We start from the raw sequence: 12,849 nt of genomic DNA on the forward strand, positions 1-12,849 counted from the left end.
ATAAATTCCGAATAAAAGACATTGATGAACTGTTCAAAAAATACTGTGATAAGTTATTTAGTATTTAGCTATAGCCAAAAAATTAAGGAGCTTAATTGCAAAACTCCTTAACTGACTGGCATTAGGCCATTTCCCGGCTTTTAGCGCTTCCGCGCAGCGCCGGCTATGCTGAAGCCTGGCGCCCTGTTTCAGCATCCATCAACGCCCGCTGCTTTCTGGCTTCCGCCAGCATTCGCTGCTCAAGCGTTTTCCTGAAGCCCAGCATGAATACCATTTCAGCCAAAACAAATAGCGGGCCTACCGCCAAGCCAATCACATCATCCATAAATGCCGGCTTTTTCTTTTCATAAAAATGCCCGGCAAACTGAAAGGCCCAGCCTACCGTAAAAATGCCGATGCTGGCGCTCAGCCATGCGCCCAAGCTCCACTGCGCCACGGCGTAGGCCAGCGGATAAGCCAGCGCAAAAACCGCCAGCATGATCAGGCCGAAGATTTTATCCAGGCTCAGGTAATACATAGCCGTCACGGCCAGCAGCGCCAAAGCCAAAGTAAGCTCTATGCCTGAAACCGCCACGCCTGCCCTTGCGGTTAAGCAGATAATGGAAAAAACAATTAAAGGAATGCCGATAAAATGGGTCAGGATATTTTTATGATCCAAATGGTAGGCAGCATACTGGCTCAGCAGCTGTTCGAGTTTCGTCATGGGATTGCCTCCTTGCAGCAGTTAAGCTTTCACTATATAAAAAGATAAGCGCGCAAGCTGTCGGCTAAGCGACAGCTTCAAAAGAACCGCAAAAGGAATTGACTGCCGTGCTGGATGAACGCTACCTGCCCCATTTAAGCAATAACCTCTGGTATTCGCAGCTCAGCCCTGTTTATCAGCAGTACCTTTTAGCGCATGCGCAGACGCTGCAGGTGCAAAAAGACCAAAGCATTTTCCTTTCCGGTGATGCCTTTAATGGCATTTATGCGGTTTTAGAAGGCGCAATCCGCTTAGGCTATATTGATATTCACGGCAAAGAAGCCGTGGCGGCGATTGCCGAGCCGATTATGTGGTTTGGAGAAATTTCATTAGTCGATCAGCAGCCGCGCTCGCATGATGCGGTGGCAGCGCAGAAATCGGCCATTCTGCATCTGCCCAGCTCCAGCATGCATCAGCTGCTGCATGACCATCCGCAGTTCTGGTTTCATATTGCCCAGCTGGCCAGCCAAAAGCTGCGCTTTGCCTTTCTGGAGCTGATTTCGATACAGACGCAGCAGATCGGCCAGCGCTTAGCGCAGCGCCTGCTGTTTATTTTAAATGGCTACGGCAATCATCTGTCCATTGCGCAGCGCTGCATTCATTTGTCGCAGGAACAGCTGGCGCAGATGCTGGTCTGCTCACGGCAGACTGTCAATCAGGAATTGCAGGAACTGGAAAAGCAGGGCGTGCTGAAAATCGCCTTCCGCAAAATTGAAATTTTAGATGCTGCGCGCCTGCACCGGATTGCGCATGCATTGCCATAGACTTGATTTTTCTTCCGGAAAGCGCGCGTACAGTTTCAGTGCAATGCTGTGCGCTATCTTAGCGCAGTTTTAAATTTTGCCTTAAATCTGCGCATTTATCTGCCGAAAGCGAAGCGCTGCATCTTTAAAAATCGGCATTGAAGATGCCAGGCATGCCCGCCTGTACATGCGCCTTGGCCAAAGCCGGCCGTAAAATGCCTATTGCAGTTACGGCCAAGCGGGCTTAAACGCCGACTTTCTTCGGATCGGTATTGCCTAAGTCCGGATTATCAATCGCGCCATGGCACTGCTTTTTGTCGCGCTCGTAATCCGCCTGCTTTTGGCTGACGGTGCCTGCGCCTTCAATGGTTTCACGCGCCCAGATTTCCAAGCTGGTCAGCGCCTTGCGGCACAGCGCATACTTCCCTTCGGTCACGGAATCGGTCATTTTCACATTAATGCGCCAGTCGGTGCTGAGCTTGCGCGCCGGCTTGCGCACCTGATCTTCCAGCTGGTCGATTTTTTTGCTGTAAACCAGGCCATCCACTTCATTTATGAATTTCCAAGCCTCATTTGCATAGGCGGTTGCATCATTGCTAAGTTTTGGCGCAGGCTTAATCACCACCTTTTCTTCAGGCGCCTCAGGCGCATTTGAAGGGTTGCCGCAGGCTTGCAGCAGGAAGGCGCCGGCAGCAAGAACCGCAGCTTGAGCCAGGCCATTTTTGAGCGTAAACATATTTCAGCCGCCTATACAAACATTTCGGCACTATGCTAGTGAATTCGGGTAGAATACTCAATCTAATTTGACCTATTGATCAACTCTCCGGCCAAGGTGTGTCGTGTCAGAACACAAAATTCCGCTAATAAAGCCTGCTGGTTTTTGGCAAGGTGCTAAAGACAGTCAAGCCATTATTTTTACCTATCTTCCGGTTTCTTTTGCCTTTGGCGTGTCCGCCACGCAATTCGGCTTCAGCGCATGGGAAGCGCTGTTTCTGTCCTGCTCCATGTATGCCGGCGCCAGCCAGTTTTTAGTCGTCGCCCTGCTCGGCAGCGGCACCTCCATCTGGATGACAGCCCTGACTGTTATCGCTTTAGATATCCGCCACCTGCTGTATGGCCCAGCGCTGCAGAACCTGATTCAGGATCGGCTGAATTTAAAGAAAACCGCGGTTTGGGCCTGGGGCCTGACCGATGAGGTTTTCGCTTCCGGCATGATCAAGCTGTCGCAGCGCCGGCAGGAATGGTCTGAATCGTGGATGCTGGGCCTGAGCTTATGCAGCTGGCTGTCCTGGGCGGCAGGTTCATTTCTCGGCGGCCTGTTTGCCGATCAGGTCAGTAACCTGCCGCAGTTCCTGCAGGCAGCGCTGGACTTCCTGCTGCCGGCTTTATTCCTGAGTTTCCTGCTGGCAGCTTTTGAGAAAAAGCACAGCTTTGTGGTGGCAGTCACCATTCTCGTTTCAGCGGTTTCCTGCTACTTCATTGACCTGTCGGCGGCTATTTTCATCGGCATTTCATCCGGCATTTTAGCCGGCCTGTTTAAGCACTATGTATTGAAGCAGCCTGACCCTGAGCATGCTGGAGGCTAATATGAGCTTGGAAATTATTCTGGTCGGCATTTTAGTGGGAATCGCAAATTTCGCTTCGCGCTTTGGCCCATTTTACTTTATTCAGAAATTTCAGCAGGGCTCGCAAAAGCGCGGTTCGCTGTGGCTGAAAATCGCGTTAGGCTCGATCGGCATCGCCGCCATCAGCGCCATGCTGGTGGTTGCAACGCTGCCGCCGCTGCTGGAAACACCGGATAAAAGCGTGGCGATGCTGGCGGGCTTTATGGTGCTGACCGGGCTGTACTTTAAATTCAAAAAAATTGTTCCGGCTACACTGACCGCCGCTTTGGCTTATGGCGTGGTGTATACCTACCTGCCAATGCCGTTTTAGATTTTGCGCTGCAAGCGCCGGTACTGCCGGCGCTTGCAGCCAAAGCTCGCCTTAAATTCCCGCATTAATTCATCAAAAAAATTGTTGGACAATATCATTTATTTATGTGAATCGGCGCTTAATCCAGCAGCCAGTTCTGGTATGCTGAAAGCCCATAAAATCAAGCGTGGATGATTCACATGAGCGTGACTATTGGTACCCCACTTCAATCTTCTGCTTTCAAGGTTTTACTTTTAGGCTCTGGCGAACTGGGCAAAGAAGTGGTGATTTCTCTGCAGCGTTTAGGCGTAGAAGTTCACGCCGCCGACCGTTACGATCATGCCCCGGCCATGCAGGCTGCTCATTATTCCTATACGCTGAATATGGCGGATGCCGAAGCGCTGAAGCAGCTGATCAATCAAATTCAGCCCCATTTAATTGTTCCTGAAATTGAAGCGATTGCCACGCAGGTTTTAGCCGAAATTGAAGCGCAGCATGCCGCCACGGTTATCCCCTCCGCCAAAGCCGTCAGCCTGACCATGAACCGCGAAGGCATCCGCCGGCTGGCAGCCGAAGAGCTTGGCCTGCCGACCTCCGCTTACCGCTTCGCTGATTCACTGGAATCTTTCCGCGCGGCCTGCGACGACATCGGCTATCCAAACTTTGTCAAGCCGGTCATGTCATCTTCCGGCAAGGGCCAGTCGCGCGTTAAAAGCTTTGCAGAAGTTGACGCGGCCTGGGACTATGCGCAGACCGGCGGCCGGGTCAATCAGGGTAAAGTGATTGTTGAATCGCAAATTGATTTTGACTTTGAAATCACCCTGCTGACCGTGCGCGCCAAAAATGCTGAAACCGGCGAAATCGAGACTTCATTCTGCGACCCGATCGGCCACCGCCAGGATGCCGGAGATTATGTGGAAAGCTGGCAGCCGCAGGCCATGACGCCTGCAGCGTTGGAAGAATCCAAGCGCATCGCCAATAAAGTCACTGTGGCGCTGGGCGGCTGCGGCATTTTCGGGGTGGAACTGTTTGTCAAAGGCGACAAAGTATGGTTTAGTGAGGTTTCTCCCCGCCCGCATGATACAGGCCTTGTCACGCTTGCTTCGCAATTCCAAAGCGAATTTGAGCTGCATGCCCGCGCCATTCTCGGCCTGCCGGTGAATACGGCCCGCCACAGCACGGCAGCCAGCGCAGTGATTTATGCCGGCGTGGATGGCCAAAATCTGTCGTTTTCTGGCTTGAATCTTGCTTTGGCAAACCCTGATACCGATTTGCGCCTGTTCGGCAAGCCGGAAGGCTTTAAGCGCCGGCGCATGGGCGTTGCGACAGCGCGCGCAGAGACAGCTGATCAGGCGCGCGAGCTTGCGCTGCAGGCCGCGCAGCAGGTCAGCGTGCATCAAAACTAAGCTTGCAACATCATAATGGATGACTGTTCATGATCAATACTTTACCGCTGCTGAATTACATTAAAAGTAATCACGACATTCAGGCAATTAACCAATGGCGCACAGATGTTGAAAACCAGCTGCAGGAATGTTTTGACCATGGGCAGTCCATCCGCGATGTGATTTTGGCGCGCTCCAACGTCATTGATGAAGCGCTGCAGTTCCTGTGGACGCATGCCGGGCTGGATCAGAGCAATTTAGGCTTATTCGCCGTCGGCGGCTATGGCCGGCGCGAAATGCTGCCTTATTCTGACGTCGACATCATGATTCTGTCTGAAGACACGATTGCGCCGGAACAGGAAAAGCAGATCTCCACGTTTATTTCTTCGCTGTGGGATGTCGGCAACTTCAAGCCCGGCATCAGCGTGCGCACCATTGCAGACTGCGTTGCGCAGGCCACCAGCGACTTGACGGTCGCGACAGCGCTGATTGAAGCGCGCCTGATTACCGGCAATCAGCATTTGGCCAAATGGCCGCGCCGCATTGTTTCGCAAACATGGACGGATAAAACCTTCTTTGACGCCAAAACCCAGGAACAGGCCAAGCGCTATGCGCAGCACAACAATACCGAAAGCAATTTAGAACCGGACATTAAAAATGCGCCGGGCGGCATCCGCGACATTAACCAAATCGGCTGGATTGCCAAACGCCATTTCCGCGTCAACCGCATTTATGATCTGGTGCATTTGGGCTTTATTTCAGAATTTGAGCTGGGCGTTTTAGAAGAAGCTGAAAGCTTCCTGTGGGAAATCCGCCATCATCTGCACCGCTTGACCAAGCGCGATGAAAACCGCCTGCTGTTCGACTATCAGCGCGACATCGCAGCAAAATTCGGCTATATGCGCGAAGAAGGCAAATCGCCGAACTATCCAATTGAACAGTTCATGAAGCGCTATTACCGCAGCGCGCAACAAGTTTCAACGCTGAATGAAATGCTGCTGGCGTATTTCAATGAATCGGTCATCACGCCGCGCCTGCCGAACTATGAACGCAAAATTGAAGAAATTAATAAAAATTTCAAGCTGGTAGACGGCAAACTGGCGGTGCAGCACCATAAAATATTTTCTGAAAACCCAAGCGCGATTTTGGAAATTTTCTATCTGCTGGCAAACCGCCCTGAAATTTCCGGCATCCGCGCGCGCACCCTGCGCCTGCTGGCTCTGGCCGCCAAGCGCATTGACCAAAGCTTCAGAGACAACCCGGCGCATCAGGCCCTGTTTATGGCGATTATCCGCTCGCCTTACCGCCTGTATGACACCATGGTGGCCATGAAGCGCTATGGCGTACTGGGCAATTATATTCCGGCTTTCGGGCAGATCATGGGCCTGATGCAGTATGACCTGTTCCATATCTACACGGTCGATGCCCATACCCTGCTGCTGATCCGCAACTTGAACCGCTTCAAAGAGCCGGAATTCGCCAAAGACTTCCCGGTGGTCAGCTCCGTCTTCCAGCGCCTTGCGCGCCGGGATATTGTCTATCTGGCGGCGATATTCCACGACATCGCCAAAGGCCGCGGCGGCGACCACAGCGAGCTCGGCTCTTCTGACGCCATTAAATTCTGCATCACGCATGGCTTTACCGAACGCGAAGCCAATCTTGTGGCGTGGCTGGTGCACAACCACCTGCAAATGTCGGTGACGGCGCAGAAGCGCGATATTTCCGACCCGGATGTGGTGCGCGCCTTTGCCGAAAAAATGGGCGACATGGAGCATCTCGACTACCTGTACGCGCTGACCGTGGCGGATATCAACGCCACCAATCCAACGCTGTGGAACACTTGGCGCGCCTCGCTGATGCGCCAGCTGTACACGCAGGCGCGCGACGTGATCCGTTCCGGCTTGGGCCGCCCGGTCGACTATCAAATGCTGATTGAAGACACCAAGTTCGCCGCCAGCGAGCTGCTGGTCGAAGACTTTTCACTGGATGAAGTGGAAAAAGTCTGGCAGGAACTGGGCGATGAATACTTCATTAAAGAATCGGCGGATGAAATTGCATGGCATACCCGCGCCATTCTGCAGCACGGCGACAATCCGGCGCCGCTGGTGCTGATGCGCGCGCACCGCAAATACGCGCAGGACGCGGTGCAGATCTTTATCTATACGCAGGATCAGCCGAACCTGTTTGCCACCACCGTTGCCATTCTAGACCGGATGAATCTTGACGTGCAGGATGCGCGCATTATTACCGCAGTCAAAGCCTTCAGCCTGGATACCTATGTGGTGCTGGACCGCTTCGGCACCCTGCTGACCGACCCGGAGCGCGAAGACACTGTCATTGAAGCGCTGAAAAAAGCGCTGAGCCAGTCAGATAAATATCCGGGCCTGATGCAGCGCCGCATTCCGCGCCAGCTGCGCCATTTTGATATTGAAAACACCGTTGATATCACCCTGAATGAAGCCCTGCAGCAGAACATGGTCGAAATCGCGACGCTGGATCATCCTGGCCTGCTGGCCAAAGTCGGCGGCTTATTCATGATGCAGGGGCTGGACATTCACTCCGCAAGAATCGCCACACTGGGCGAACGCGCCGAAGATATTTTCTTTGTGACCAAGAAAGACGGCTCGCCGATGACCGAAGCGGAAGCCGAAACTTTTGCTGCCCAGCTCAAGTCAGCGCTGGATGAGGCTTCAAGCCAGGTCTGCAGCCAACATTAATTTAAATTGACGGTAACTATTCCATGAACTCCAGTTTGTCATTACTGCACCCTTATCCCTTTGAAAAGCTGAATAAGCTTTTTCAGGATATCCAGCCTGCCGGCTTGCCGCTGATTCCGCTCTCCATCGGCGAGCCGAAGCATCCTGCGCCTGAGTTTGTAAAGCAGGCCATTATTGACAGCTTCCAGCATTTATCCACCTATCCAAACAGCAAGGGCCTGCCGGAACTGCGCTGCAGTATTGCCGACTGGCTGACCCGCCGCTTTAAGCTCAGCAGCATCAGCGCAGACAGCCATATTCTGCCGGTTTCAGGCACGCGCGAAGCGATTTTCTCTTTTGTGCAGGCGCTGGTGAAGCGTGAAGATGCGCCTTATGTCGTCATGCCGAATCCGTTTTATCAGATTTATGAAGGCGCAGCACTGCTGGCCGGCGCACAGCCCTATTTCATCAACTGCACGGAAGAAAACAATTATTTAGGCGATTTTGATGCGGTTCCGGCTGAAGTCTGGCAGAAAACCGCGCTGCTGTTTGTCTGCACGCCGGGCAACCCGACAGGCGCAGTCTTATCCAAAGCACAGTTTAAAAAACTGATTGCCTTATCTGACCAGTACGGCTTTGTCATTGCTTCGGATGAATGCTATTCAGAACTGTGGTTTGATGAAGCGCCGGCGGGCTTGCTGGAAGTCTGCGCTGAAATGGGCCGCGACGACTACAAAAATTGCGTGGTGTTCCACTCGCTGTCCAAGCGCTCCAACCTGCCGGGCATGCGTTCAGGCTTTGTCGCCGGCGACGCAGCTTTGCTCAAGCCGTATTTGCAGTACCGTACCTATCACGGCGCAGCCATGCCGGTGCAGCATCAGATCGCGTCGATTGCAGCCTGGAATGACGAAACGCATGTGGAAGAAAACCGCGCGCTGTACCGCGCGAAGTTTGAGCTGTTCCAGAATGAACTGGGCGGGCTGCTGCCGCTGCAGAAGCCGGATGCAGGCTTCTACTATTGGCTGAAAGTCGACAACGATGAAGCCTTCGCCAAAATGCTGATGAAAAAAGCCCATATTAAAGTGCTGCCGGGGCGTTATCTGTCGCGCGATACGGCACAGGGCAACCCGGGCGAAAATCATGTGCGCATGGCGCTGGTGGCTGATATCGCGCAATGCGAGCAGGCGATTCAGCGCTTAAAAGCGGTTCTGTAATTTCTGCAAGCTGATAGGCCAGCCACGCATATGCCGGCTGGCCTGACGCAAAGAAGCTTTGGCTCTTTCCAGCCTCTTAAACCCGCTTGAAGTTTTTGCAGCCTGATGCAGAAGCTTCATCCGCAAGCATGTCCCGCTCCTCAAATGCAATAAAGCTTAAACCGGGTAAATCAACGCCAAGCCCAGCGCAAATACGCTGAAACTGAAACCGCAAAGTCCATAGATCCACTTTGATTTGGATTTCAGCCGCATCATCCAAGCGCGATGCCCCAAAAGCTGAACCAGCAGCAGATTCCAGATTAACACCGCAGCCACCATCCAAATACTGATCATCAGCATCTGCAAACGCCGGTCATCTGCATAAACCAGCAGCATGAGGCTACTGTAAAACATGATATTTTTTGGATTCAACAAACTGGATTGCAGTCCTGAACAGAAATCTGCAGCGCTGGAATATTTTTCTGCCGGCTTTAATTGGGCATCGGCATCTAAAGCCTGATTCAGCCGGACGTGCTTAAAGCACTGCCAAGCCAAATACAGCAAATAAGCTATGCCAAGCCACCGCATATAATTCAAGATGCCGGAATGAATCCGGCCCGCCAGCATTATGGATACAGCAATAAAAATCAAAATCACGGCATTTCCGGCCGCAATTCCCGCGCCAGCCCAGCACGCTGAGTTTTTCCCCTGACGGATCAAATGATTTAAAATCAGAAAAAAATCAGGCCCGGGCGACAATAATGCCAAAAAATGCGTCAAAGCAATCATTAAAAAAAGTTCCATATCAATCCTCACTGAAGCAGGACTGATTAAACTTTACTGAGCCAAACCAAGCTTGTAAAAAATTGCGCGCTTTATCCTCTTAGAAGGCACTGCTGCTGATACTGCTTTGGGCTGATCCCTGCATACATTTTAAAAACATGATGGAAATGGCTTTGATCTGCAAAGCCTAAATCATGCGCAGCCTGAAGCACAGATACGCCGTGTTTCAGCATCTGCCTGGCTTGATTGACTTTTTGATTAATTTGATAGGCATGCGGCGTCAAGCCGAAATTATTTTTACACAGCCGAATAACCGCATAGCGTGAAATACCGAATTCCTGACTTAAATCCTGCAATGACCATAGCCGGGCGCCGTCATTCAGACAGCGGCCCAGCCTCGCGATATGCCGGTTAAAGTACGCTGATTTTTTTAATCGCTTCAATTCAAATTCAGGCAAAAAGATTTCGGTCAGCGCTTCAACCACAGCCTGCTCTTTCAGCCCAATGGGGATTTCAGGGTCAAACAATACGCGGTTTAAATCTGAAAATGAATGATACAGATCTATGTTCTGGATGACTTGAGGGGCAATGCAGGGCGCAAACTCAGACTGAAATGCGCTCAAGTCTCCGCTCAGCTCACTGAACAGCCGCCCAATCCAGCCGGCATCAAAATGCATCATCTGATAGCTCCATTCACCGTTAGGCAATGGATTGCAGGCGTGTTCCACATGGGCAGGAATCACAACCAGCGCGCCGGCTTCAATGCGCTGCGGCGGTGCAAAAAAACTGCTGAATAAGCTCTGGCCGCTGTCTACAGCGCCGATCGAGAATGTCGGATGGCTATGGGCTTTATAGCAGGCCCGGCTGCGGCATGCCCTGCGCGTTTCGACATAGGGCATGCGGCGGTCATTCCAGAATTCGGCCGCAGGGCTTTCCGGCATCTTCTTCAGCGGGTTTTGATTCATCCCGCCAAAGCTTTTTCAATATCTTCATGCAGCGCTTCCGGCTTGGTGGCCGGCGCATAGCGGTTCAGCACCTTGCCGTCTTTGCCAATCAGGAACTTAGTGAAATTCCACTTAATGCCGTTGCCCAATATCCCCTTGGAATTATTGGTTAAATAGCGGAATACCGCATGCGCCTCAGGGCCTTTCACGTCCACCTTGGCAAACATGGGGAAATCCACCCCGTAATTTTTCTGGCAAAAAGCGCCAATTTGATCATTCGATCCCGGGTCCTGCCCGCCAAATTGATTGCATGGAAAGCCTAAAACCAGAAAGCCCTGATCTTTATACTGCTGATACAGTTTTTCCAGTCCCGCAAACTGCGGCGTAAAGCCGCATTTGCTGGCGGTATTCACCACCAATAAAACTTTGCCTTCATAGTCGGCAAAAGATTTATTCTTTCCATCTAACAATTCAGCTTCAAACTGATAAATGTTGGTCATGGATAAGTTTCCTCGTCGCTTTTTTCTTGTGTTTTTAATTCTAATGAAGCCGAGTTCACGCAATAGCGCAATCCTGTCGGCTCTGGGCCATCGGGAAAAACATGCCCTAAATGTGCGTCACAATGATGACAGACAATTTCCGTTCTTTCCATGCCGTGGGAAGAATCCTGATGCTCCTCAACCGCGGAAGCGTCTGCCGGGCGGTAAAAGCTTGGCCAGCCGCTGCCGCTGTCATATTTTGCGGCTGAATCAAACAATGCTGCGCCGCAGCACCGGCAAACATATGTGCCCGCCTGCTTGCTGTTCCAGTATTTTCCTGTAAATGCAGGCTCTGTCCCTTTTTGACGGGTGATCCGGAACTCTTCCGGTGATAACTCTCTTTGCCATTCTCTTTCTGTTTTATTGAGTTTTCCCATCATTAACTCCTTTAAATCTTTGACATTCAATGTCATGCTTCAGTACTTCCATATTTACGCTAGAGTTAAAAAAATTTCTAGCTAAATTTCAACATAGATTGTGAGATTTCAGTAATCTATATTTTTTCAGCATCAATATTTAATTGGATGGAAATATGTCCGTTTTAGGTAACACTACGCCACGCGAAATTAAGAAATCGTCTAAGCTCGAGCATGTATGCTACGACATTCGCGGACCTGTGTTACGAGCGGCCAATGAAATGGAAGAGGCCGGGCATAAGATTATCAAGCTGAATATCGGCAACCCCGCCCCCTTTGGCTTTGAAGCCCCGCAGGAAATTATCAACGATGTCGCGCTGAACCTGCCGAATGCGGTCGGCTATACTGACTCAAAAGGGATTTTTCCGGCGCGCAAGGCCATCTGCCAGTACTATCAGCAAAAAGGCATCCTCAACATGCACGTCAATGACGTGTATATCGGCAATGGCGTGTCTGAACTGATTGTCATGGCCATGCAGGGCCTGCTGGATGACGGCGATGAAATGCTGGTGCCGATGCCGGATTATCCGCTGTGGACCGCTGCGGTGAACCTGTCCGGCGGCACAGCCATTCACTATAAATGCGATGAAGAAAATTTCTGGTATCCAGACATTGCGGATATGGAAAGCAAAATCACGCCAAATACCCGCGGTATCGTGATTATCAATCCAAACAATCCGACTGGCGCTGTTTATCCGCGCCATGTGCTGGAACAAATTGTCGCACTTGCAAAAAAATATGACTTAATTTTGTTTGCAGATGAGATTTACGACAAGGTTGTTTATGACGGCATTGAGCATGTTGCTGTAGCCGCTTTAGCCGGCGACCAGCTGTGCATTTCATTTAACGGCCTGTCTAAAGCCTACCGCATTGCCGGCTACCGCTCCGGCTGGATGGCTATTACCGGCGACAAATCCCGCGCAGCTGACTATATTGAAGGCTTGGACATGCTCGCGTCCATGCGCCTATGCGCCAACCATCAGGCACAGTACGCAATTCAGACCGCGCTCGGCGGCTACCAGTCCATTAATGACCTCATCCGCCCAGGCGGCCGCCTGTATGAGCAGCGCAATATCGCCTGGGAAATGCTGAATGAGATTCCCGGCGTGTCCTGTGTGAAGCCTGAAGGCGCAATGTACTGCTTCCCGAAGCTGGACCCGGACGTTTATCCAATTCAGGACGATGAAAAATTCATGCTGGATTTCCTGCGCGCTGAGAAAGTGCTGCTGGTGCAAGGTACAGGCTTCAACTGGCCAACGCCGGATCACTTCCGCGTGGTGTTCCTGCCAGCGGAAAATGAGCTGCGTGAAGCCATTACCCGCTTAGGGCGCTTCCTGTCAAAAATGCGCTAAGCTGCTGAAACAGAAAAACCGCATATTGTGTAATGCCAGTCAGTTAAGAAACTGACTGGTTTTTGCTTTTTAAAACTTGCGATATTGTTTGATACGCGGAAGCGTCATCCGCAACCTGAGCAAGAATAAAAGCACTGCTTTT

General features: G+C 51.5%; 13 protein-coding genes. 7 read left to right on the forward strand and 6 right to left on the reverse strand.

Annotated features, from left to right (window positions below; translation table 11 throughout):
• Positions 1-163 precede the first annotated feature (163 nt).
• Entirely contained in the window at positions 164-703 is a 540-nt protein-coding gene (locus RSA72_RS11805) for an Mpo1 family 2-hydroxy fatty acid dioxygenase (RefSeq protein ID WP_332622936.1), read from the reverse strand.
• 107 nt (positions 704-810) lie between these two features.
• On the opposite strand from RSA72_RS11805, the gene RSA72_RS11810 reads away from it, so the two are divergent.
• A complete protein-coding gene (locus RSA72_RS11810) occupies positions 811-1,506 on the forward strand; it encodes a Crp/Fnr family transcriptional regulator (RefSeq protein ID WP_332622939.1) in 696 nt (231 codons plus the stop codon).
• A 223-nt stretch (positions 1,507-1,729) separates the two neighbouring features.
• Here RSA72_RS11810 and RSA72_RS11815 read toward each other — a convergent pair whose 3' ends face one another.
• A complete protein-coding gene (locus RSA72_RS11815; RefSeq protein WP_332622940.1) occupies positions 1,730-2,221 on the reverse strand; it encodes a hypothetical protein in 492 nt (163 codons plus the stop codon).
• A 127-nt stretch (positions 2,222-2,348) separates the two neighbouring features.
• Here RSA72_RS11815 and RSA72_RS11820 point away from each other — a divergent pair, with 127 nt between their 5' ends.
• The 5 genes from RSA72_RS11820 (at position 2,349) to dapC (ending at position 8,694) form a co-directional block, all read left to right on the forward strand.
• Positions 2,349-3,071, forward strand: a complete 723-nt coding sequence (locus RSA72_RS11820; RefSeq protein WP_374571106.1) for an AzlC family ABC transporter permease — start codon at positions 2,349-2,351, stop codon at positions 3,069-3,071.
• 1 nt (position 3,072) lies between these two features.
• Positions 3,073-3,420, forward strand: a complete 348-nt coding sequence (gene ygaH, locus RSA72_RS11825; protein ID WP_332622942.1) for an L-valine transporter subunit YgaH — start codon at positions 3,073-3,075, stop codon at positions 3,418-3,420.
• A gap of 170 nt (positions 3,421-3,590) precedes the next feature.
• Positions 3,591-4,805, forward strand: coding sequence for a formate-dependent phosphoribosylglycinamide formyltransferase (gene purT / locus RSA72_RS11830; RefSeq protein WP_332622943.1), 1,215 nt, complete (start codon positions 3,591-3,593; stop codon positions 4,803-4,805).
• Positions 4,806-4,834: 29 nt separating this feature from the next.
• Positions 4,835-7,501, forward strand: a complete 2,667-nt coding sequence (glnD, locus tag RSA72_RS11835) for a [protein-PII] uridylyltransferase (protein WP_332622945.1) — start codon at positions 4,835-4,837, stop codon at positions 7,499-7,501.
• A gap of 23 nt (positions 7,502-7,524) precedes the next feature.
• Entirely contained in the window at positions 7,525-8,694 is a 1,170-nt protein-coding gene (gene dapC, locus RSA72_RS11840) for a succinyldiaminopimelate transaminase (protein ID WP_332622947.1), read from the forward strand.
• 156 nt (positions 8,695-8,850) lie between these two features.
• Here dapC and RSA72_RS11845 read toward each other — a convergent pair whose 3' ends face one another.
• The 4 genes from RSA72_RS11845 to msrB all read right to left on the reverse strand — a co-directional run bounded on the left by RSA72_RS11845 (position 8,851) and on the right by msrB (position 11,316).
• A complete protein-coding gene (locus tag RSA72_RS11845) occupies positions 8,851-9,477 on the reverse strand; it encodes a LysE family translocator (protein WP_332622949.1) in 627 nt (208 codons plus the stop codon).
• 71 nt (positions 9,478-9,548) lie between these two features.
• Positions 9,549-10,421, reverse strand: coding sequence for a helix-turn-helix transcriptional regulator (locus RSA72_RS11850; RefSeq protein WP_332622951.1), 873 nt, complete (start codon positions 10,419-10,421; stop codon positions 9,549-9,551).
• Positions 10,418-10,900, reverse strand: coding sequence for a glutathione peroxidase (locus RSA72_RS11855; RefSeq protein ID WP_332622952.1), 483 nt, complete (start codon positions 10,898-10,900; stop codon positions 10,418-10,420). Before RSA72_RS11855 ends, RSA72_RS11850 begins: the two co-directional genes overlap by 4 nt.
• Complete coding sequence (gene msrB, locus RSA72_RS11860; protein WP_332622955.1) at positions 10,897-11,316, reverse strand: peptide-methionine (R)-S-oxide reductase MsrB; 420 nt, start codon at positions 11,314-11,316, stop codon at positions 10,897-10,899. The genes RSA72_RS11855 and msrB overlap by 4 nt, the downstream gene beginning before the upstream one ends.
• Before the next feature lie 155 nt (positions 11,317-11,471).
• Between msrB and RSA72_RS11865 the strand changes: the two genes are divergently transcribed.
• Positions 11,472-12,707, forward strand: a complete 1,236-nt coding sequence (locus RSA72_RS11865; RefSeq protein ID WP_332622953.1) for a pyridoxal phosphate-dependent aminotransferase — start codon at positions 11,472-11,474, stop codon at positions 12,705-12,707.
• Positions 12,708-12,849 lie beyond the last annotated feature (142 nt).

Source organism: Acinetobacter sp. (genome assembly GCF_036659555.1).
Taxonomy (GTDB): Bacteria; Pseudomonadota; Gammaproteobacteria; order Pseudomonadales; family Moraxellaceae; genus Acinetobacter.

Excerpts from the sequence above, each read along its gene's own strand:
- RSA72_RS11805 (WP_332622936.1), bottom strand. The coding sequence starts at position 703 with ATGACGAAACTCGAACAGCTGCTGAGCCAGTATGCTGCCTACCATTTG.
- RSA72_RS11815 (WP_332622940.1), bottom strand. The coding sequence starts at position 2,221 with ATGTTTACGCTCAAAAATGGCCTGGCTCAAGCTGCGGTTCTTGCTGCC.
- ygaH (WP_332622942.1), top strand. The coding sequence starts at position 3,073 with ATGAGCTTGGAAATTATTCTGGTCGGCATTTTAGTGGGAATCGCAAAT.
- purT (WP_332622943.1), top strand. The coding sequence starts at position 3,591 with ATGATTCACATGAGCGTGACTATTGGTACCCCACTTCAATCTTCTGCT.
- glnD (WP_332622945.1), top strand. The coding sequence starts at position 4,835 with ATGATCAATACTTTACCGCTGCTGAATTACATTAAAAGTAATCACGAC.
- dapC (WP_332622947.1), top strand. The coding sequence starts at position 7,525 with ATGAACTCCAGTTTGTCATTACTGCACCCTTATCCCTTTGAAAAGCTG.
- RSA72_RS11845 (WP_332622949.1), bottom strand. The coding sequence starts at position 9,477 with ATGGAACTTTTTTTAATGATTGCTTTGACGCATTTTTTGGCATTATTG.
- RSA72_RS11850 (WP_332622951.1), bottom strand. The coding sequence starts at position 10,421 with ATGAATCAAAACCCGCTGAAGAAGATGCCGGAAAGCCCTGCGGCCGAA.
- RSA72_RS11855 (WP_332622952.1), bottom strand. The coding sequence starts at position 10,900 with ATGACCAACATTTATCAGTTTGAAGCTGAATTGTTAGATGGAAAGAAT.
- msrB (WP_332622955.1), bottom strand. The coding sequence starts at position 11,316 with ATGGGAAAACTCAATAAAACAGAAAGAGAATGGCAAAGAGAGTTATCA.
- RSA72_RS11865 (WP_332622953.1), top strand. The coding sequence starts at position 11,472 with ATGTCCGTTTTAGGTAACACTACGCCACGCGAAATTAAGAAATCGTCT.